Source organism: Mycobacterium appelbergii (assembly GCF_032883035.1).
Taxonomy (GTDB): domain Bacteria; phylum Actinomycetota; class Actinomycetes; order Mycobacteriales; family Mycobacteriaceae; genus Mycobacterium; species Mycobacterium appelbergii.
Genome location: NZ_JAMQTH010000002.1, coordinates 564,290 through 583,045 on the forward strand (window position 1 = coordinate 564,290; position 18,756 = coordinate 583,045).

20 protein-coding genes and 1 pseudogene are annotated in these 18,756 nt (G+C 66.8%); 14 read left to right on the forward strand and 7 right to left on the reverse strand.

Annotated elements, in window-relative coordinates:
- Nucleotides 1–75: 75 nt before the first annotated feature.
- The 5 genes from cysD to M1247_RS07030 all read left to right on the forward strand — a co-directional run bounded on the left by cysD (nucleotide 76) and on the right by M1247_RS07030 (nucleotide 4,774).
- Complete coding sequence (gene cysD, locus M1247_RS07010; protein ID WP_317155539.1) at nucleotides 76–1,005, forward strand: sulfate adenylyltransferase subunit CysD; 930 nt, start codon at nucleotides 76–78, stop codon at nucleotides 1,003–1,005.
- Nucleotides 1,005–2,849: a sulfate adenylyltransferase subunit CysN gene (gene cysC / locus M1247_RS07015; protein ID WP_317155540.1), complete on the forward strand. Its 1,845-nt coding sequence runs from the start codon at nucleotides 1,005–1,007 to the stop codon at nucleotides 2,847–2,849. Before cysD ends, cysC begins: the two co-directional genes overlap by 1 nt.
- Complete coding sequence (locus M1247_RS07020) at nucleotides 2,846–3,589, forward strand: 3'(2'),5'-bisphosphate nucleotidase CysQ (protein ID WP_317155541.1); 744 nt, start codon at nucleotides 2,846–2,848, stop codon at nucleotides 3,587–3,589. The genes cysC and M1247_RS07020 overlap by 4 nt, the downstream gene beginning before the upstream one ends.
- A 27-nt stretch (nucleotides 3,590–3,616) precedes the next feature.
- The gene (locus tag M1247_RS07025) at nucleotides 3,617–4,213 is read left to right on the forward strand and encodes a cysteine hydrolase family protein (RefSeq protein WP_317155542.1); all 597 of its coding nucleotides are present in this window, start codon (nucleotides 3,617–3,619) and stop codon (nucleotides 4,211–4,213) included.
- 90 nt (nucleotides 4,214–4,303) lie between these two features.
- Nucleotides 4,304–4,774, forward strand: coding sequence for an Rrf2 family transcriptional regulator (locus M1247_RS07030; protein ID WP_317155543.1), 471 nt, complete (start codon nucleotides 4,304–4,306; stop codon nucleotides 4,772–4,774).
- A gap of 12 nt (nucleotides 4,775–4,786) precedes the next feature.
- Here the strand turns inward: M1247_RS07030 and M1247_RS07035 are convergent, their stop codons facing one another.
- Nucleotides 4,787–5,170 (reverse strand): VOC family protein, encoded by a 384-nt coding sequence (locus tag M1247_RS07035; protein WP_317155636.1) that lies wholly within the window; start codon nucleotides 5,168–5,170, stop codon nucleotides 4,787–4,789.
- Between the two features lie 55 nt (nucleotides 5,171–5,225).
- Between M1247_RS07035 and M1247_RS07040 the strand changes: the two genes are divergently transcribed.
- Complete coding sequence (locus M1247_RS07040) at nucleotides 5,226–5,750, forward strand: GNAT family N-acetyltransferase (RefSeq protein ID WP_317155544.1); 525 nt, start codon at nucleotides 5,226–5,228, stop codon at nucleotides 5,748–5,750.
- A complete protein-coding gene (locus tag M1247_RS07045; protein WP_317155545.1) occupies nucleotides 5,750–6,766 on the forward strand; it encodes a nitronate monooxygenase in 1,017 nt (338 codons plus the stop codon). The genes M1247_RS07040 and M1247_RS07045 overlap by 1 nt, the downstream gene beginning before the upstream one ends.
- A gap of 11 nt (nucleotides 6,767–6,777) precedes the next feature.
- Here M1247_RS07045 and M1247_RS07050 read toward each other — a convergent pair.
- Nucleotides 6,778–7,521 (reverse strand): annotated as a pseudogene (locus tag M1247_RS07050) (AraC family transcriptional regulator); the annotation flags it as partial.
- An 84-nt stretch (nucleotides 7,522–7,605) separates the two neighbouring features.
- Between M1247_RS07050 and M1247_RS07055 the strand changes: the two are divergent.
- Nucleotides 7,606–8,355: a TSUP family transporter gene (locus M1247_RS07055; protein ID WP_317155546.1), complete on the forward strand. Its 750-nt coding sequence runs from the start codon at nucleotides 7,606–7,608 to the stop codon at nucleotides 8,353–8,355.
- 23 nt (nucleotides 8,356–8,378) lie between these two features.
- Here M1247_RS07055 and M1247_RS07060 read toward each other — a convergent pair whose 3' ends face one another.
- The 4 genes from M1247_RS07060 to M1247_RS07075 all read right to left on the reverse strand — a co-directional run bounded on the left by M1247_RS07060 (nucleotide 8,379) and on the right by M1247_RS07075 (nucleotide 11,715).
- Nucleotides 8,379–9,257 (reverse strand): hypothetical protein, encoded by an 879-nt coding sequence (locus M1247_RS07060; protein ID WP_317155547.1) that lies wholly within the window; start codon nucleotides 9,255–9,257, stop codon nucleotides 8,379–8,381.
- A gap of 32 nt (nucleotides 9,258–9,289) precedes the next feature.
- On the reverse strand, nucleotides 9,290–9,934 hold the full coding sequence (locus tag M1247_RS07065) for a response regulator transcription factor (RefSeq protein ID WP_317155548.1): 645 nt from the start codon (nucleotides 9,932–9,934) through the stop codon (nucleotides 9,290–9,292).
- Entirely contained in the window at nucleotides 9,922–11,229 is a 1,308-nt protein-coding gene (locus M1247_RS07070) for a sensor histidine kinase (RefSeq protein WP_317155549.1), read from the reverse strand. The genes M1247_RS07065 and M1247_RS07070 overlap by 13 nt, the downstream gene beginning before the upstream one ends.
- A gap of 72 nt (nucleotides 11,230–11,301) precedes the next feature.
- On the reverse strand, nucleotides 11,302–11,715 hold the full coding sequence (locus M1247_RS07075) for a VOC family protein (protein ID WP_317155550.1): 414 nt from the start codon (nucleotides 11,713–11,715) through the stop codon (nucleotides 11,302–11,304).
- 76 nt (nucleotides 11,716–11,791) lie between these two features.
- On the opposite strand from M1247_RS07075, the gene M1247_RS07080 reads away from it, so the two are divergent.
- The 3 genes from M1247_RS07080 to M1247_RS07090 all read left to right on the forward strand — a co-directional run bounded on the left by M1247_RS07080 (nucleotide 11,792) and on the right by M1247_RS07090 (nucleotide 14,452).
- Nucleotides 11,792–12,682 carry an LLM class flavin-dependent oxidoreductase gene (locus M1247_RS07080; RefSeq protein ID WP_317155551.1) on the forward strand — a complete coding sequence of 297 codons (891 nt, stop codon included), beginning with the start codon at nucleotides 11,792–11,794 and terminating at the stop codon, nucleotides 12,680–12,682.
- A gap of 65 nt (nucleotides 12,683–12,747) precedes the next feature.
- Nucleotides 12,748–12,975, forward strand: coding sequence for a hypothetical protein (locus M1247_RS07085; protein WP_317155552.1), 228 nt, complete (start codon nucleotides 12,748–12,750; stop codon nucleotides 12,973–12,975).
- Nucleotides 12,976–13,213: 238 nt separating this feature from the next.
- Nucleotides 13,214–14,452, forward strand: a complete 1,239-nt coding sequence (locus tag M1247_RS07090; protein ID WP_317155553.1) for a hypothetical protein — start codon at nucleotides 13,214–13,216, stop codon at nucleotides 14,450–14,452.
- Nucleotides 14,453–15,036: 584 nt separating this feature from the next.
- Here M1247_RS07090 and M1247_RS07095 read toward each other — a convergent pair.
- Nucleotides 15,037–16,311 (reverse strand): MFS transporter, encoded by a 1,275-nt coding sequence (locus M1247_RS07095; RefSeq protein ID WP_317155554.1) that lies wholly within the window; start codon nucleotides 16,309–16,311, stop codon nucleotides 15,037–15,039.
- A gap of 324 nt (nucleotides 16,312–16,635) precedes the next feature.
- Here M1247_RS07095 and M1247_RS07100 point away from each other — a divergent pair, with 324 nt between their 5' ends.
- From M1247_RS07100 to M1247_RS07110, 3 genes are all read left to right on the forward strand, one after another.
- Nucleotides 16,636–17,820 (forward strand): tyrosine-type recombinase/integrase, encoded by a 1,185-nt coding sequence (locus M1247_RS07100; RefSeq protein WP_317155555.1) that lies wholly within the window; start codon nucleotides 16,636–16,638, stop codon nucleotides 17,818–17,820.
- Between the two features lie 232 nt (nucleotides 17,821–18,052).
- Nucleotides 18,053–18,274: a helix-turn-helix domain-containing protein gene (locus M1247_RS07105; RefSeq protein WP_317155556.1), complete on the forward strand. Its 222-nt coding sequence runs from the start codon at nucleotides 18,053–18,055 to the stop codon at nucleotides 18,272–18,274.
- Nucleotides 18,275–18,491: 217 nt separating this feature from the next.
- Nucleotides 18,492–18,713, forward strand: coding sequence for a DNA-binding protein (locus M1247_RS07110; RefSeq protein ID WP_317155557.1), 222 nt, complete (start codon nucleotides 18,492–18,494; stop codon nucleotides 18,711–18,713).
- Nucleotides 18,714–18,756 lie beyond the last annotated feature (43 nt).

Genomic DNA, 18,756 nt, shown 5'->3' on the forward strand with positions numbered 1-18,756 from the left:
CCGCATTCGTCCAACGGTTAAATTCCACACTATGCTTGCAATGTTGACCATTTCTACCAACTTAACGAGGAAGTGATGACCACCGCGCAGAAGAGTGAGACGCGCTCCGGCCAGTACGAGCTGAGCCACCTGCGCGTCCTGGAGGCCGAGGCCATCCACATCATCCGTGAGGTTGCCGCTGAGTTCGAGCGGCCGGTGCTGCTGTTCTCGGGCGGCAAGGACTCGATCGTCATGTTGCATCTGGCACTGAAGGCCTTCAGGCCCGGCCGGCTGCCATTCCCGGTGATGCATGTCGACACCGGCCACAACTTCGACGAGGTGCTGCAGACCCGTGACGAGTTGGTCGCCGAGCACGGGGTGCGGCTGGTGGTCGCCAAGGTGCAGGACGACATCGACGCGGGCCGGGTGGTGGAGACCATCCCGTCGCGTAATCCGCTGCAGACCGTGACGCTGTTGCGTGCCATCCGTGAGAACAAGTTCGACGCCGCCTTCGGTGGTGCGCGACGCGACGAGGAGAAGGCCCGCGCCAAAGAACGGGTGTTCTCCTTCCGTGACGAGTTCGGTCAGTGGGACCCCAAGGCTCAGCGCCCGGAGCTGTGGAACCTGTACAACGGCAGGCACCACAAAGGTGAGCACATCCGGGCGTTCCCGATCTCGAACTGGACCGAGTTCGATATCTGGTCCTACATCGGCGCCGAGAAGATCACCCTGCCGTCGATCTACTACTCCCACCGCCGCAAGGTTTTCGAACGCGACGGCATGCTGCTGGCGGTGCACAAGTTTCTGCAGCCCCGCAAGGACGAGCCGATCATCGAAAAGTCGGTGCGGTTCCGCACCGTGGGTGACGTCACCTGCACCGGATGCGTGGAATCAACGGCGGCAACGGTTTCGGAGGTGATTGCGGAGACGGCGGTGTCACGGTTGACCGAGCGCGGCGCAACCCGCGCCGACGACCGGATCTCCGAGGCCGGTATGGAGGATCGTAAGCGGGAGGGCTACTTCTGATGAGCACGCTTCTCCGTCTTGCCACCGCGGGATCTGTCGACGACGGTAAGTCCACGCTGATCGGCCGGTTGCTCTACGACTCGAAGGCCGTCATGGAGGATCAGCTCGCTGCTGTCGAGCAGACCTCGAAGGAACGCGGCAACGACTACACCGATCTGGCTCTGGTCACCGACGGCCTGCGCGCCGAGCGTGAGCAGGGCATCACGATCGACGTCGCATACCGCTATTTCGCCACGGCCAAGCGCAAGTTCATCATCGCCGACACCCCGGGCCACCTGCAGTACACGCGCAACATGGTGACCGGCACGTCGACCGCGCAGCTGGCGATCGTGCTCGTCGACGCCCGGCACGGGCTGTTGGAACAGTCCCGCCGGCACGCATTCCTGGCGTCGTTGCTGGGCATCCAGCACATCGTGCTCGCGGTCAACAAGATGGACCTGATCGGCTGGGACCAGGAGAAATTCGAGGCGATCCGCGATGAGTTCCACGCGTTTGCCACGCGGCTGGACGTCCATGACGTGACCACGATTCCGTTGTCGGCGTTGCTCGGCGACAACGTGGTGACGAAATCCGATCACACGCCGTGGTATGACGGGCCTGCGCTGCTGTCTCATCTCGAGGACGTGTACGTCGCCGGTGACCGCAACCTGGTCGACGTGCGATTCCCGGTGCAGTACGTGATCCGGCCGCAAACCCACGAGCACGCCGACCACCGCAGTTACGCAGGCACCATGGCCAGTGGCGTGATGCGTACGGGTGACGATGTCGTCGTGCTGCCCGCGGGCAAGACGTCGCGCATCACCCAGATCGAAGGCCCGAGTGGGCTTATCGACGAGGCATTTCCGCCGATGGCGGTGTCGATCAGCCTGTCCGACGACATCGACATCTCGCGCGGGGACATGATCGCCCGGCCGAACAACCAGCCCCGGGTGGTTCAGGACTTCGATGCCACCGTCTGCTGGATGGCAGACGAGTCGGCGCTGGAGCCGGGGCGCGAGTATCTGATCAAACAGACCACGCGCACCACGAGGGTGAAGGTGGCGGCCCTGGATTATCGGCTGGACGTCAACACCCTGCATCGCGACAAGTCTGCGACCGCACTCAAACTCAATGAGCTGGGCCGGGTTTCATTGCGCACGCAGGTGCCGGTGCTGCTCGACGAATACACCCGCAACGCGGCAACGGGGTCGTTCATCCTGATCGACCCGCACACCAACGGCACCGTTGCGGCGGGCATGGTGTTGCGCGATGTCCGCAACGAAGCGGCCAGCCCCAACACGGTGCGGCACGAGTCGCTGGTCACCCCGGCTGACCGGCTGACCAACGGGCGGACCGTGTGGTTCACCGGACTGTCCGGTTCGGGCAAGTCCTCGGTCGCGATGTTGGTGGAACAGAAGCTGCTGGAAAAGGGTGTGCCCGCATACGTTCTGGACGGTGACAACCTGCGGCACGGGCTCAACGCCGATCTCGGGTTCTCGATGGCAGACCGCGCGGAGAATCTCCGGCGACTCGCACACGTTGCCTCGTTGCTGGCGGACTCCGGGCAGGTGGTGCTGGTGCCGACCATCAGTCCGCTCGAGGAGCACCGCGAGCTGGCGCGACGCGTCGCAACCGAGGCAGGCGTCGGCTTCTACGAGGTGTTCTGTGACACCCCGTTGGAGGATTGCGAACGCCGCGATCCAAAGGGCTTGTACGCCAAAGCCCGTGCCGGCGAGATCACGCACTTCACCGGGATCGACAGCCCGTATCAGCGGCCGAAGAACCCCGACCTGCGACTCACTCCCGACCGCACGCCCGACGAGTTGGCCCAGCTCGTGATCGACCTGCTGGAGATTGCGCAGTGAACGACCACGAACTGGCGGCCCGGCTGGCAACGAGGGCCGGGGATCTGCTGCTCGATGTCCGGGCCGACTTCGCCGATGCGTCGGCGGCCGACCGGAAAGCCGCAGGAGACAAGCAGTCTCACGATTTCCTGATGGCTGAGCTGGCGATGCTGCGCCCTGACGATGCGGTGTTGTCGGAGGAAGCGTCCGACGAGGAGAGGGCCGATTCGGCGCGCCTGAGCGCCGAGCGGGTCTGGATCGTCGACCCGCTCGACGGCACCAGAGAGTTCTCCGAATTGGGTCGTGACGACTGGGCGGTGCACGTCGCGCTGTGGCAGTCCGGTGAACTGGTCGCCGGGGCGGTGGCCCTGCCCGCTCAGAACACCACGTTATCCACCCCCGAGGTGGCCGCGCCGCGGCCGTTCCACGGCCCACCCCGGGTCGTGGTGTCACGGACCCGTCCGCCCGCGGTGGCGCTGGCGGTGAGTGAGGCGCTGGCCGGATCGTTGGTCGAAATGGGCTCGGCGGGTGCGAAAGTGTCGGCGGTGATCCGCGGTGTTGCCGACGTCTATGTGCATGCCGGCGGTCAGTACGAATGGGATTCGGCGGCGCCGGTCGCGGTGGCCCGTGCTGCCGGGCTGCACACGTCGCGCATCGACGGCTCGCGGTTGGTCTACAACTGCGCTGATCCGTTGTTGCCCGATCTGGTGGTGTGCCGCCCCGAGTTGGCCGAGCGGGTGCTGGCCGTTACCGCTGCCTGAAGCGGTACCGATCCGTAGGCTGGCGGCATGACTCGTCCCACGCTGCGCGAACTGACCGGTCTCCCCGCGGCCCCGGTCAGCCTCGCCGATGCCGCCCTGGTGCTCATCGACTGCCAGAACACCTACACCGAAGGTGTCATGGAGCTCGAAGGAGTGCAGGCGGCGCTGGCCGAGACGGCGGCACTGCTCGACCGGGCCCGCACGGCGGGCATTCCGGTCATCCACATCCAGCACTCCGCGGGCCCTGGGTCGCCCTACGACATCGATGGGCACTCCGGCGCGATCGTCAATGTGGTCGCACCGCGTGAGGGCGAGCCCGTGGTGGTCAAGGAGTTCCCGAACTCGTTCATGCAGACCGACCTGCACGACCGGCTGCAGGCCGTCAACGCGTCGAACCTGGTGCTCGCGGGCTTCATGACGCACATGTGCGTCAACTCCACCGCGCGTGGCGCATTCAATCTCGGCTATGCGCCGACCGTGGTGGCATCGGCCACCGCCACCCGCTCGCTTCCCGGTCCGGACGGGCAGGCGGTGCCTGCCGCGGCGATCCAGTCGGCGAGCCTGGCAGGCATGGCTGATCTGTTCGCGGTGGTGGTCCCGGACACCGGCAACATCCCCGACTGATCTGGCCTACCGGACAACAGACCGATTGCGCAACACGCCCCCGCGATAGCGTCGGGCCGCCCGTATCGTCCGACTGGCACAATCCACAGCATGCGGATGTCGGCGAAGGCGGAGTATGCCGTCCGAGCCATGGTGCAGTTGGCCACCGTCGCCGAGGGCGGCCTGGTGAAGACCGAAGATCTCGCCAAGTCGCAAGGCATACCAGCGCAGTTTCTCGTCGACATCCTCTCGGATCTGCGCACCGATCGGTTGGTGCGCAGCCACCGCGGCCGCGACGGCGGCTATGAACTGGCCCGCCCGGCCGCCGACATCAGCATCGCCGACGTGCTGCGGTGCATCGACGGCCCGCTGGCCAGTGTGCGGGACATCGGATTGGGCGACCTGCCGTACTCCGGTCCGACTGCGGCCCTGACCGACGTCTGGCGTGCCCTGCGGGCGAGCATGCGCTCGGTGCTGGAGGAGACCAGCCTGGCCGATGTGGCCTGCGGGGGCCTGTCCCCGCACGTCGCAACGCTGGCCGATGCCTACATCAGTCAGGAAGAGCAGCGTGGGCACGGGTGAGCCCGGGAGTGCTCAGCCGCCGTAGGGCCGGGTGATGATCTCCAGGTAGTGCCCGGACGGATCCCGGAAGTACACCCCGCGACCGCCGTCGTTGTGGTTGATCTCGCCGGGGCGGGCGCCACGTGGATCGGCCCAATGCTCAAGGCCCCGGTCGCGGATCTTGCCGTAGATCGCGTCAAACTCGGGCTCGGACACCAGAAATGCGTAGTGCTGTGGGTGGATCTCGGTGTCCGGCGGCGCCTGCGCGTAGTCCAGGCTCACGCCGTGATTGAGCGTGACGGCCAGGAACGGACCGAACTCCTGCGGGCTCGGCAGGCCGAACAACTCGGTGAAGAAGTCTGCCGATTTCTGCCGATCTTCGGCGGCGACGATGGTGTGGTTGAAGGTGATGGCCATGTTCATCCAGTAAACCCGCGATCCCGTGCGATCGGCAACGGTGCAGTATGAGGTCATGTCCTACGCCGAGATCCTGAACGGTTCGCGGGTGCGTCTGCGGACACCGGTCGCCGAGGACGCCGAAGCCCTGTTCGCCCGTGTCGCCTCCGACCCCGAGGTGACGCGGTATCTGTCCTGGCGCCCGCACCCGAGCGTGTCGGAAACACGGCGGGTCATCACCACGTTGTTCAACGTCGGCGAAGAACGGACGTGGCTGATCGAGTCGGAGGGCCAGGTGGTGGGTCTGTGCGGGTTGCGACGTCTGCAGCCGCACGTGGTCGAGATCGGTTACTGCCTGGCGCGCGATTGGTGGCGCAACGGCCTGGTGTCGGAGGCGGTTTCGGTGGTGCTGGAGGAGGCCCGGCGAGATTCCGCCGTGTATCGGGCGTCGGCGTACTGTCACGTCGACAACGTTGGATCGGTGGCCGTGTTGCGCCGGTGCGGGTTGACGCTGGAAGGTCGGTTGGTGCGGTACGCCATGTTTCCCAACATCAGTGACGAACCGCAGGATGTGTTGCTGTTCGGAAAGGCGGTGCGGTAATGGGCGGGTTCGATATGAGGGGTCTGCAGCACCCGGTGGTCGTGGCTCCGATGGCAGGCGGGCCGTCGACACCGGAGCTGGCCGCGGCGGGCACCAACGCCGGCGGTCTCGGCTTCATCGCTGCGGGGTATCTCACGGCCGCCGTCCTGGCTGAGCGCATCCGCGCTGCCCGCGGACTGACCACCGGAGCGCTTGGGGTGAATCTGTTTGCGCCACAGCCCAGTGCGGGTACACCCGCCGAGATCGCAGCCTACGCGTCGGCGCTGGCCGGTGAGTCCGACCGGTACGGTGTGGCGCTCGGGGAGCCGCGGTATGACGACGATGACTGGTCGGCGAAGCTGGAGGTGGTGCTGGAGCTACGGCCCGAGGTGGTGTCGTTCACCTTCGGGCTGCCTGACGACGACGAGGTCGCGCGCCTGCGAGGCGCGGGGATCACGACGGTCGCCACCGTGACAACCGTCGAGGAGGCGCAATTGGCGGTCGCCCGAGGTGTCGATGCGTTGGCGGTGCAGGGCCCTGCGGCCGGTGGTCACCGCGGCACCTTCGACCCTGGCGTGCATCCGGCCACCCAGCCGCTGGATCAGCTGCTGGGCGAGGTGCTCGGCGCCGTTGACGTCCCGGTGGCCGCCGCTGGTGGTCTGACGACGGGCCGAGACATCGCCGGTGTTCTTGCCGCAGGCGCCGTTGCCGTACAGCTCGGTACGGCGTTTCTCCTGGCCGACGAGGCGGGCAGCAGTCCGGTTCACCGCACCGCGCTGCAGAACCCCGATTTCACCGAAACTGTTGTGACGCGGGCCTTCTCCGGTCGTTATGCGCGCGGGCTGCGCAACAGGTTCATTGCCGAGCACGATGCGGACGCTCCGTTCGGGTACCCCGAGATCCACTACCTGACCAGCCCCGTGCGTAAGGCTTCGGTGGCTGCGGGTGACCCGCAGGGCACGAATGTCTGGGCCGGCACCGGGTTCCGGGACATCCGGACCGGTTCGGTCGCTGAGATCATCGCTGCGCTGATCTGACCTGTCATCCGCGACGGCGGCATCCCGAACTCGGTGGAGAACGCGGAGGTGAACGCGGCGGGCGTCGCGTAACCGAGTCGGCCGGCCACCTCGGTCACCGTCGCATCGCGCAACAGCGGCACCGCGGCCAGCAAGCGCGCGCGGCGGCGCCAGGCGGCGGGGCTGATGCCAGTCTCGGCGCGGAATCGCCGGCTGAACGCCCGCTCACCCAGTCCCAGCCGAGAGGCCCACTTCGCGTTGCCAATCCGTACGTCTGGCGTCGCGAGGTACTCCCGGCAGAGTGCGGCGAGGTCGGCAGCTACCGGCAGTGCCACGTGCAGGGACACCGGCGCCAAAGTAGCGATCTCGTGCAGGAGTAGTGCTGTGACCGCTCCTTCCCGTCCGGACAGATCGTAGTCAACCGCGAAATCCCCTGCGACGAGCAGAAGTTCACGTAGCAGCGGTGTCACCGCGACCACGGTGCAGCGGTCGGGCCACCACGGCACCGCGGCGGGATCCACATAGAGGCTGCGCGTGCTGACCTCGGATGTGCGCATCAGGTGTCGCACACCGGCCGGAATCATCACCGCGAGGTCGGTGGGCACCGTCCAGGTGCCGTCGCGTGTCTCAACCACCATCACGCCGGTCGCGCTGTACAGGAACTGCGCCCGTCGGTGCGAGTGCCAGTCGAGCACGAACCCGTCCGGATAGTCGGATCCTGCGGGAAGGACCGCACGCGGCACGTCGTCGTAGTCGTCCACGGAAACGTTGCGCACGGTCTCCAGATTACTGCCGGAACTCGAAGGTATTCGACTGATATTCGATTGTCGGCTCGCGTGCACCCGAGGTTGGCTGGGCACATGGAACTTCTGGTCCTGGTGGCGATCGGTGCTGCCTCCGGCGTGACGACCGTGTTGTTCGGGTTCGGCGGAGGCTTCGTCACGGTGCCGGTATTGGTGTGGGCGAACGCCGAACTCGGTCCTGCCGCCATGCGCAGCGCCGTCGCCACCTCGGCGGTGGTCATGGTGGCGGGCGCCGCATTAGCCACTGCCGCCACCCGGCGGGAGGTGCTGTCCGGCCTTCGGGGCGAACGTCGGCTGGTGGTGTTGCTGGGCGTCGGTGGGGTGCTCGGCGGTGTCGCTGCCCGGCTCGCCCCGGCCATGCTGGCGCAGTGGTGTTTCGTGGCATACCTGGGCGTGACACTCGTCGACACACTCGTGCGGCCCGGTTTTCTGCGGCCCGCCGGCACCGGGAGCGAACCGGCAGCCATCCGCGCCGCCTACGGTGTGCCACTCGGTGCGGTGGCCGCGTTCCTCGGTGTGGGTGGCAGCGTGCTCACCGTACCGCTGCTCCGTCGCGGCGGGTACCCGATGGAATGGGCGACCGCGCTGGCCAATCCGCTGACTCTGGCGATCGCGGCCCCGGCGGCGCTGTCGCTACTGGGATCGGTCGATGGCGCTGCGGCGGCGGCACTGCTGGCCGGGGCCGCACCGGTCATCGTCACGCTGCGTCGGCGTGGGCCCATGATCCCCGATGCCGTCCACGCGAAGGCGTACATTGCTCTGCTCGCCACAGTGACGGTCGCGATGGTGGCCGCCGTGCTCCGCTGAGGGTGCGCACCACCCCGGGTGGATCAACCGTCTTCCGCACGCAGGTCCTCCACCACCACTTCGCCGTTGTCAGATCGGGCGGTGATCTGCGCGACCGCGCTTGCGGGACTGGTGGTTTCGGATACCCTCACCTTTGTCGACTCTCCCGAACCGGCATGCACCAGATACGGGCCCGGTTCGGGTAACCCGAGCACCACGTCCCCATCGCGACTGGTGGCGTCCACGGTGGCCGGTGCGGTGCTGCGGAAGTCCACCACGATATCGGCGTCGGCGGTGTTGGCAGTGAACCGCTCGGTCACCGAGATCGGCTCTCGGGATGTCACTTCACCATGTACGACGTCCACTTCCATGCTGCGGGCGCTGCCACGTAGCATGGCCACCCCCTTGGAAATGCGCGCGGTCAGCCGATCCACGTCGGCATCGGCCAGCAGCACCCCGGCGTCCTGCTGGGTGCGTACCGACAACCGGCGGGCCTGATCGGGCGGCAGCGCCACGGTCAGCTCGCCGCCGCGGCCCCAGTCCATCGTGGGCGCCTCACCGCCGTCGATGCTGACGCGGGTGCCCTCGCCGTCAGGACTGACCGTCAGCCGGGATTCGCCTGCCCGGCCGGAGTTGACCAGCCGCAGCTTGACGCGGGCCTCGGTGGCATCGCGTTCGGTGGTGAGGCGGATCGCGACCGGCACGCCGCCGGTGTCTATTGTCAGTGCCCGCATGGCGGCCGGCAGGTTCTGGCTGTCGGCGATCACCCGGAATCCGCTCAGCCCCCAGGCGCCGAACCCCAGCGTGGCTGCTGTGGCGGCGATCAGGGCGGCGGCCGCGATGACCAGTGCGGTGCGGGTGGCAGTGCGCCCGCCCGGCGACTGTTGTGGCGGTGGGCTGGCTGGTGCGGCGATTGTGGTCACAATGAAAGTCCTTCCCGCAGTGGATGGCTGGATTACGACTCGAGGTAGCGCAGCACCGCGAGGACGCGGCGGTTCTCGCTTTCGCCGGGAGACAGATCCAGCTTGGTGAAGATCGATGCGATGTGCTTCTCGGCGGAGCCGACGGAGATGTGCAGCCCGGCAGCGATCGCCGAGTTCGTTTTGCCCTCGGCCATCAGCTGCAACACGTCACGTTCGCGTGGGGTGAGCTGGTCCAGGGCGCTGCGCCGGTGGGAGCGGACCAGGATCTGGGAGACCACTTCGGGATCGAGGACCGTACCGCCGCTGCCCACCACCTCGACGGCGTCAAGGAAGGCTGGTACATCGGCCACCCGGTCTTTGAGTAGATAGCCGAATCCTTTTGTGTCCGAGGAGATCAGGTCGGCTGCGTAGCGCTCCTCGACATAATGGGAGAGCACCAGCACCGGCGACTCAGGGTTCTGAGACCGCAGCAGGGCGGCCGCGCGGATACCTTCGTCGGTGAAGGTCGGGGGCATCCGCACATCCACAATCGCCAGGTCGGGTCCGTGTTGGTTGACCAGCCGCAGCAGGTTCGTGGCATCGGGTACCCCCGCCACGACGTCGTGCCCGGCGTCGGTGAGAATCCGTTCGATACCCGCCCGCAGCAGGGCCGAGTCCTCGGCGATCACGATGCGCATGGCAGCACCGCGGTCACGATCGTGGGGCCGGTGGCCGGACTGGACACCTCGAACGAACCGCCCGCGGCGCGGACGCGGTCCTGCAGCCCGTGCAGGCCGGTGGCGTTCTCGTCGTCGCTGATCAACGCCCCGCCGTGGCCGTCGTCATACACCGAGATGTGCACCCTGGCAGCGTTCTCGTCGAGTCGCACGGTGACGACCGCCTGGGTGGCGTCGGCATGTTTGGCGACATTGGTCAACGCCTCGGCGACGACGAAGTAGGCGACCGATTCGACTTCGTCGGGCAATCTCCGTGGCAGGTCGAGATGCAGCGTAGTGGGGACACCCGAGGTTTCGGCGCGTTGCGCGACCGCCGACAGCGCGGCGTCGAGGCCGCGGTCGGCAAGGATCGTCGGTGCGATACCGCGCACCACGTTGCGCAATTCGACCAGGGCGGCCTTGGCGTCGTCGTGCGCCTCGGCGATCAGTGTTTTGGCGGTGGGTGGGTCGGTGTCGAGTTTGGTCTTCGCCAAGCCGATCGTCATCGCCAGCGACACGAGCCGCGGCTGGACGCTGTCGTGCAGGTCCCGTTCGATGCGGGTGCGTTCGGTCTGGGCTGAGGACACCGCGCCCGCACGTGCATCGGCCAATGCGTTGACCTGGTGTTGCAGCGCCGCGGTGGGGGAAGCGGACAGCAACCACCGGTCGATCGTGGCGTCCAGTGCCGGGGCGAACACCACGATCGCAACCGCGCCGGCCAGCGCCACCGCTGCCAGCAGCCACACCAGCGGTAGCGGCAGCGGCAGGGACGGCAGGCCGGCGTCCTCGTCGCTGTGCTGTACAGCGATGGCGGCGGCAGGCCCGAGGAAGGCGAAGGTGAGCAGCGCCAGCGCAAGACCGACGGCCAAGAGGTCGTAGATCATCCGCAGGTAGTGATGCGCAGCGGCTTTCCAGAACCGCGTGCCGCTGATATCCAGCCACAGTTGATGCAACCAGCGCTGGAATCCGGTGTAGTGCGACAGCCGGCGCGGCGGTACGCCGATACCCAAACCGAACACCGCCTCGCTGCGGTGACGTTCGATCCATTCCGCGCCGCGGATCAGATAGATGAACACCACTGCGGACAGCGCGAACCCTATCACCGAGGGGATCGACGAGATGCCGATAACCATGACGGACAACGGAATCCAGAACCACACCGACGCGATCGCGGCGCCGGTGAGCATCGACGCCGACGGCACCAGACCGATATTGCGGCGCGCCCGCTCGGCAGGGGCCTGCACGGGCAGGGGGCCAACTTCGCTTATTGCGACCATGCATACAACTTACGAACCCGCACCGCCCGGCGACACAGAGTTTTCCCGAGAACCCGCTGGGGGATAACCCCCCTACTTGGGTGCAGTCAGTTCCAGGGCAATGTTGTCCGGATCGCGGAACTCCAGGATGTAGGACGGGCCGATGTCCTTGACCGGCTCGTGCGCGATACCAAGCTCATCGAGATGGCGTGCCGCATCGACGATTTCGTCCTTATCGGTAACCCGGAACGCCAAATGGTCCAGACCGGCACGGTCCTCGTGGAACTCATCGTCGGCGACGGGCCGCAACCCGATCAGCGCACCACCGAGGTCGTAGATGACCCCGCCGAACAGGAAGCCCAGTTGCGCGCGGGTGGCCGCGTCGGCGTCGGTGGGCAGTTCGACCAGCACCGGCCAGCCGAACACGCTCTCGTAGAACTGCCGTGAGCGTTCGATATCGGTGACAGTGAGCCGGACGTGCGCGATGGATGAGGTGGCTATCGGCATGAGTTCATGGTGCCAGTTTCGGTGAGGGCGCAGGGCCGATCCGGAAGCGTGCCAGAATCGCGGTGTGCGCGTAGGGATGACAATGCCGGTCATGGAACCCGATCTCGATGCCCGAATGCTCAGGGACTGGGCGAGGGTGATCGACGAGGGGCCGTTCTCCTCACTGTGCTGGGGGGAACGCATCGCCTTTGACAACCCCGACAGTCTCACGCTGCTGGGCGCACTGGCCGCCTGGACCGAACGGGTCCAACTGGTCACCACGGTCATCGTGCCGCAGCTGCACGATCCGGTGATGCTGGCCAAGGGCCTGGCCACCGGTGATGTGCTGTGTGACGGTCGGCTCACGGTCGGCATCGGCGTCGGCGGCAGGCATGAGGACTACCACGCCGTGGGTGCCGACCCGTCGACCCAGACGCGGCGGGGCATGGCCGAACGCGTCGAGATCATGCGGAGGGTGTGGGCGGGGGAGCGGGTGACCGACTCGGTATTGCCGGTCGGACCGCGACCCGCACGGGCCGGTGGTCCACCGTTGCATGTCGGCACCATCGGGCCCAAGACGGTCCGCGATGCCGCGGCCTGGGCCGATGGCGTGGCGGGCACGACCCTGGATCTGGACGTCGGTAAGCAGGCCGAACTGTTCGATATCGCGCGGGTCGCCTGGGCGCAGGCCGGTAAGCCCAAACCACATTTGGCCACCTCATTCTGGTTCGCCATCGGGCAACCTGAGGAGGCGCGCACCCAGGTGCACCGCCATCTGCGCCGCTACATGAACTGGATCCCCGCCGAGTATGTCGACGCAATGGCGCCGGTCACCGGCTGGGCCGGCACCGAAGAGGACCTGCTCGAGGTGCTCGGAAAATTCGCAGGCATCGGTACCGACGAGATTCACCTCATCCCGACCAGCTCCGACGTCGGCCAGCTGCGCCGGGCGGCCGAGGTGGTCAGTGAGCTGGCCCGCATTGGTTAACACCGGCACACCGGAGGACGATGTAGGTATACGGAGGCCGCAATTCGGCTGATGAGGAGTGAGAGATGTTTGTGAAGAAGATCGCGGCGGCAGCAGCCACCGTGGGCGCCATGGGCTTTGCCGCTGTCGGGCTCGGCGCAGGTCAGGCGAATGCCGACCCCGACTGGTGGGTGCCGATCCCACCGCCGGGCCACGTCGGCCAGATCGTCGGTGTTCCGCCGGGCCACATCAGCCACCTGCCGTTCGTCCCGCCGCCAGGGCATTGGGACAAGCCCGGCAAGTGGTGGCGGTAGCCGCACGCAGTCGACAGCCGCCCCGCTGATTACGCGGGGCGGCTTTCTCTTTGAGAAGCCTCTTTGAGAACCCTGCGGCCAGCGCTGAGCAGCATCGATCGTTGGTAACGGATCACGCGGTATTTCCCAAGAAAAACGACTGAATACGCGTTCAGTAAAGCTCTATACAAGCGAATCCGAACGGTGCCACAATTGGCGCGCCTGATACTGGGGCTCGTCAAGCGGTGGGGTAGTGGCGATGGGGCGGTCGTATATCCATGTTGTCGCGGGTACGTGTGTGCTCGCGCTGAGCGTGATGATCGGTGCACCGGGAATCGCGGTTGCGGACCCAGCTGCAGACGGTGCCGACAGTGTCGGCGTCGATGACAGCTCGGGCGTGACGGAACCGGTCACGACGGCGTCGACCGGCGTCCCCGAAACTGCCGCGGCGGAGCCGAGCGCCGCCGACAGCGCAGCTGACAGCGCGGCCGCCGCAGAGCGGAATGCGGTTGAAGGCGTGTCGAGCACCGTCGGATCGGGTCGTCAACCCGGTGACCCGGCGGTCACCGCCGGGTCTACGACGGAAGCCCCGATCGTCAGCACAAGCTCGAGCGCGGCCGTCTCCGGTACCGTCGCACCCGATCCTCTCGCGACGAGTTCGGATTCCGGATCCGTGCGCAGCGATTCCGACGCGAACACGGACTCCTCGACGGCCGACTCGCACACGTCGACCGGGGCCACGGGCACTGAGGTGGCGCCGGCAACCACAGAAGACGCAGCGGTGACCACGGATCTGGCGCCCGTCGCGGCGACGCAGGTGCCCTACCTGGCGCTGTTGGGGTCCAGCGTGATGGCGGCGATTTCCGATGTCGTCGAGGCCGTGACATGTCTGATCACAGACGTTGTGGTCGGTACGCTCGCGCAACTGCAGTCCGGCCTTGCCATGCTGTTCGAAATCGCCGGCGTCGAACCGGCGGTGGCCAGCCTGGCCCGAATCGGCATCGAACTGCCGGCACCGGTGCGGGCGGCGCTGGCGGTGAAGTACTCCGCGTCGGCGCCCCGCGCCCTTCCGTCGCACAAGACACTGCTGCCCGTCAATCCCACAACGACCAAGACCACAGCACTGCACGCGCTCGCGACTGTCGGCGCCACACAATTCGCCGCGGCCGCACCGTCGGCACCCGTAGGGCCGGCGCCGACCGGACCGCGGTCGTTGCTCGATGGCGTCGGCGAGAAACTGTTGGCGATACCGTCATTGATGGGGTTGGCCGTCGCCGCGCTACCGGGCCTCAGCGGGCTGGTCCTTCTCACCACCGCCGGCGTACGGTTGGGATATCGCCAGGCGAAAGCCGGCTTTGCGGCCCAGGCGTGTGGCGTCGCGCGCTTCGCTCGGGTGGAGCCGTCGGAAGTCGGGCGGGGCGCGGTATTGCTATTCCTGCGCCCGAGGTCGCGCGCGCAGTCGCTGACTGCCACAGCGACTCTGGACGAGGCCGCGTAAGGAATTCGGCTCGCGCACCCGCGCTGGTGCGATGTAACTCACAATGTGCTGAGCGGAATGCTCGGATTGTTGATCTGGTTCTTACACTCATCGGGCTGTTCTCCGCGGTCCGCGGGGGTTTTCTGTCCGCTGTTCGCGACCGGTACGCCCGAAACAGATTGGGGCCGACCGGCGCTGGGCGGTGAGGTAACGCCAGAACTTCGGGACTTTCGGAATATCGGCGGCGCCCGGCGGATTGAACTATTTGGCGCCGCACAATCCTGTGCGACAGAGCCGAGACCGAGTGAGACGGGTCAATGGTGAATTCGAACAACAAACGGACACAACTCAAATCGTGGTCAGCGGGCATTGGGCTGACGGCGGCAGCAGCGATGGCGGTGCTGGGCGTATTGACGAGTCAGACTCCTGCCGGTGCGCAGAATTGGATTGAGGCTCCGATGACGACCGGTGCAACGGTCACACAGTCGACGGCGGCAAATGCGCCGGAAGTCTCGGTGGCCAAGCCTCCGTTCACTTTCACGACACCAGAGGGCTTCGCGGTACCGCACTGATCGAAGCCTGCGCACGCTGGTGAAAGTTCCTGCCTACGAACAGCATTGCGTGCTCGACACCGACGGTGCGTGCCGGGCAACGATGATGGCGATCACGCTGAGCGCCAACATGATCGCAACCGGCCAGTGGCTGGAGTGGTTCTGGGCGATGTCACCGACAACCGCCCCGATGAGGCACGTCGCGATCGCGATCAGCGCTGACCCAAGACCGATCAGGGCGGCCCGGTCGCGGCCGTCGGCGAACAGGCCGACCCACGTCATCGACGCGGTGTAAACGGCCTGGTTGGCCATGGTCACCAGCAGAAACACGGTGGCGAGCAGCCATCCGGACGACCACATGTGCAGCAGCTCGGCGGTCAGGGCACCCGCGGCGGCGGCGGCGCTCATCACGGCGCTGCCCATCAGCATTCCGCGGACGCCGTAGGCGCGGTACACGGCCCGCCAGAGGGCGGAGCCCACCATCAGCGCGGCGCTGGAAACGACAATCAGGACAGGCAGTTTGTCCTGGCCCTGGGCGGCGCGCAGGCTGTAGAAGGTGGTGCCGAGGGAGACCGGGATGAATACGAGCTGGGTCAGCGCGTACCGGCGAAACCAGGGCTGGGACTGTGCGGCGCGGATGCCGTCGCGCATGGTGTCCTGCAGCGTCTGCCGCACCACGTTCGTCGACACCTCGACCGGTCCGACGAACAGCGCCGCGACTCCCGCTGCCGCCAGGCCTGCCGCACCGAACCAGAGCAGGGACAGGCACTGCGTGGAGGCGTCGCCGTTCACCAGCGTCGGAACCAACAGCAGCGTGACCGCGGCGGCCAGCAGTGATCCGCCCGCGCTCTGGCGGAGCAACAGGTCACCGCGACGGCCATCGGAGAGCCGGCTCGACGCAATGTCGTTGAACGCGACATTGGAGACACCGCTACCCAGTCCCAACAGTGCGGAGGTGCCGAGCAGCGCGACGGGCACGGCCCCGCCGATCGTCGACATCGCCGCGGTGAGTCCGACGAGCACCGCCATCGCCGCCACGGTGGCAGCGACCACGAGATGCCGTTGATGGCGTGACCACTGCAGGATGTACGGGGACACGGCGTTGCCGACCGCCTTGCCGATGCAGTAGGCGGGATACATCAGCGCCGCCAACCAGCCCATCCCTTGTCCTGCGCAGATGAACGGCAGGACCACCGACACATTGCTGAGTTGGCTGCCTGCGCTGTAGAACGTGCCGTGCGTGATCAGCTGACCGAACCCGCCACGCTGCGCCGCGTTGTCGAAGTTCGCGACCATCGGGCGTAACGAGGTGTCCAAAACTGCTGTCATACGCAAGAACTTATGGACGCCGGGAGGTGACCGGGATCGGGCAATCAGCCGGTCAACAGGATGACGAGCCGTCCACCGATCGGGGGACATCGGCACCAGGACCGAGACGGCCGGCCAGGGCATAATTCCAGCATTTCCGCTGGTAGAAGGAGTGCCCCCGGCAGGATTCGAATTAGCCGGAAGGGCGATATGCTCACCTGGTGCCACCTGCGGTGACGCGCGAAAAGCACCAACTAGCAGGTCAGATGCCTAAAGTTGCTGTTAGGTTCTGTTAGGTTCTGTCGGAACCACTGTTGCCCGCTAGTTGCCCACGGAGGAGTCGCCATGACGCGCCAGAAGCCGCCGACCAAGCCCGTCGGCGAACGCACCCGGCGGGCGTTCGGACGCCTGCGACAGCGCGACAGCGGGCGCTGGCAGGCGAGCTACTTGCACCGCGGCGTCGTCTACGCCGCCCTGGCCACGTTCCCGACGAAGGCGAGCGCGGTGGCATGGCTGGAGGACGAGCGTGAGTTGATCGAGCTGGACCGACGCAATCCCGGCACCTGGAGCCCGCCCGCCGAGCGGGCCGCCAGGAGGCAGGCCAAGAAGCTGACGTTGCGGAGTTACAGCAAGACGTGGTTGGACAACAAGACCAAGCTGGCTCGGCGCACCCGCGGCAACTACCAGGGCCACCTGGACAACAGCATCTTGCCGGAGCTGGGCGACCTCGGGCTGGCCGAAATCACGCCCGAGACGGTGCGCACCTGGTTCGCCGGGCTGGGCACCGTCAACGAGACACGGAACGCGCAGGCGTACGCGGTGCTCAACGGTGTGTTCAACACCGCCCTGGCCGATGACCTGATCGAGAAGAACCCGTGCCGCATCCGCGGCGCTGCTCAGGTGAAGCACGCCAAACGGTCGGTGGTGTTGCTCGACGCAGGGAAGCTGTCCGAACTGGCCGAGGCGCTGCCCGACGAATTGAGCCTGGCCGTCCTACTGGCCGGGTGGTGCGGGCTGCGCAAGGGGGAGGTGTTCGCGTTGCGCCGCGCCGACATCGCCGCTGACGGCTCCACCGTGCGGGTCGAGCGGGCGGTGACCTACCGGGATGGCAAGTTCGAGGTCGGCCCGACGAAGACGCGGGAATCGCGGCGCGCGGTATCGGTGCCGCCGCACGTGCGCCCCGCGGTGGTTGAGCACCTGGCTGCCCACGTCGGCGAGGGCAAGGACGCGCTGGTGTTCGTGGAACCGTCCACGGGATCGTTCGCGGGGGAGAAGCGGTTCCGCACGGCGTTCGAGGCCGCGCGGGAGACCGTCGGCCAGCCGCAGTTGCACTTCCACGATCTGCGCCACGCCGCGGGCGTGATGGCCGCACAGACCGGCGCGACGCTGCGTGAGCTGATGGACCGGCTCGGCCACACTTCGCCCAATATGAGCATGCGGTATCAGCACACTGCCGAAGGCCGGGCAGCTGCGCTGGCTGACCGCTTGTCGGCCTTGGCGACGGCACCGGGTGCGCCATCAGCACCATGACACGCCGTAGACGAGCGTCAAAGTGGTTGACTACCAACAATTCTGATCTGTTCGCTTAGAACCTCAGCCATTCCTACACCCTCGTGGGGTAACCTAGTGCCCGGCCACATCCTCCAGGCCCGCCTTCCGCAAAACGCACTCCGCTTCGCGCCATCGCGCACCCTGTCTCCCCGTCACACGCACTCCGCACCGTCCAACGCGCCGGAGGTAGCACCGACGACGGAGAAACACCGTGAGCCGCAAGACACCATCCGCCCCTGAGTTCATCTCTCTGCAAGACGCCGCCGACCGTACTGGGTTCTCGGTGTTCACCTTTCGCGATCTGGTCAGCTCCGGCAAGCTGTCCGCATACCGGCTAACTGAGAAGCCCGGCAGTGCCATCCGCGTGCGTGTGCGCGACGTAGACGCTCTGCTCAAGCCGGTCATCCCCGCCGAGATCGCGGCCAGCCGATAGACCGGGACCGGACCCGGCGCGCCCCTTGGATCGCCCGCAGCCCCGAGGGTAGTCGCGCCGGGTCCGGCCCCTTCGACCACGAAATCGCCAGGGCCACAATACGTCTGAACCGCTGCATTGTAGAAACGCTCGGCGGCGATGAGCGATGTTTGTGCACCACGAATCCGTAACGTCAACAAACACAACGTAATCGGCACTAACCGATAGGAGGCCGACCGTGGCCGTCACCCTCGACAACCCCGACGCCTTATATCCCCCCAAGGACGTTGCAGAGTTCCGGCACACGTCCCCCGGTGCCCTGGCCCAGGAGCGGTTCCGCGGAGCCGGGCCGCGATACATCCGCGTCGGACGCCGGGTGCTCTACCGCGCACGCGACCTCGCGGACTACCTCGATACGCACACCGTGACTCCGCAATCCGCCACCGCACAACAGGACTGACCTAGAAACAGCGATGCCGCCGAGGGCGTGGATTTGGCCTCGC

What these genes read in the sequence shown, in the direction of transcription:
- cysD (WP_317155539.1), top strand. Translation starts at nt 76, where the DNA reads ATGACCACCGCGCAGAAGAGTGAGACGCGCTCCGGCCAGTACGAGCTG.
- cysC (WP_317155540.1), top strand. Translation starts at nt 1,005, where the DNA reads ATGAGCACGCTTCTCCGTCTTGCCACCGCGGGATCTGTCGACGACGGT.
- M1247_RS07025 (WP_317155542.1), top strand. Translation starts at nt 3,617, where the DNA reads ATGACTCGTCCCACGCTGCGCGAACTGACCGGTCTCCCCGCGGCCCCG.
- M1247_RS07030 (WP_317155543.1), top strand. Translation starts at nt 4,304, where the DNA reads ATGCGGATGTCGGCGAAGGCGGAGTATGCCGTCCGAGCCATGGTGCAG.
- M1247_RS07035 (WP_317155636.1), bottom strand. Translation starts at nt 5,170, where the DNA reads ATGGCCATCACCTTCAACCACACCATCGTCGCCGCCGAAGATCGGCAG.
- M1247_RS07040 (WP_317155544.1), top strand. Translation starts at nt 5,226, where the DNA reads ATGTCCTACGCCGAGATCCTGAACGGTTCGCGGGTGCGTCTGCGGACA.
- M1247_RS07045 (WP_317155545.1), top strand. Translation starts at nt 5,750, where the DNA reads ATGGGCGGGTTCGATATGAGGGGTCTGCAGCACCCGGTGGTCGTGGCT.
- M1247_RS07055 (WP_317155546.1), top strand. Translation starts at nt 7,606, where the DNA reads ATGGAACTTCTGGTCCTGGTGGCGATCGGTGCTGCCTCCGGCGTGACG.
- M1247_RS07065 (WP_317155548.1), bottom strand. Translation starts at nt 9,934, where the DNA reads ATGCGCATCGTGATCGCCGAGGACTCGGCCCTGCTGCGGGCGGGTATC.
- M1247_RS07070 (WP_317155549.1), bottom strand. Translation starts at nt 11,229, where the DNA reads ATGGTCGCAATAAGCGAAGTTGGCCCCCTGCCCGTGCAGGCCCCTGCC.
- M1247_RS07075 (WP_317155550.1), bottom strand. Translation starts at nt 11,715, where the DNA reads ATGCCGATAGCCACCTCATCCATCGCGCACGTCCGGCTCACTGTCACC.
- M1247_RS07080 (WP_317155551.1), top strand. Translation starts at nt 11,792, where the DNA reads ATGACAATGCCGGTCATGGAACCCGATCTCGATGCCCGAATGCTCAGG.
- M1247_RS07085 (WP_317155552.1), top strand. Translation starts at nt 12,748, where the DNA reads ATGTTTGTGAAGAAGATCGCGGCGGCAGCAGCCACCGTGGGCGCCATG.
- M1247_RS07090 (WP_317155553.1), top strand. Translation starts at nt 13,214, where the DNA reads ATGGGGCGGTCGTATATCCATGTTGTCGCGGGTACGTGTGTGCTCGCG.
- M1247_RS07095 (WP_317155554.1), bottom strand. Translation starts at nt 16,311, where the DNA reads ATGACAGCAGTTTTGGACACCTCGTTACGCCCGATGGTCGCGAACTTC.
- M1247_RS07100 (WP_317155555.1), top strand. Translation starts at nt 16,636, where the DNA reads ATGACGCGCCAGAAGCCGCCGACCAAGCCCGTCGGCGAACGCACCCGG.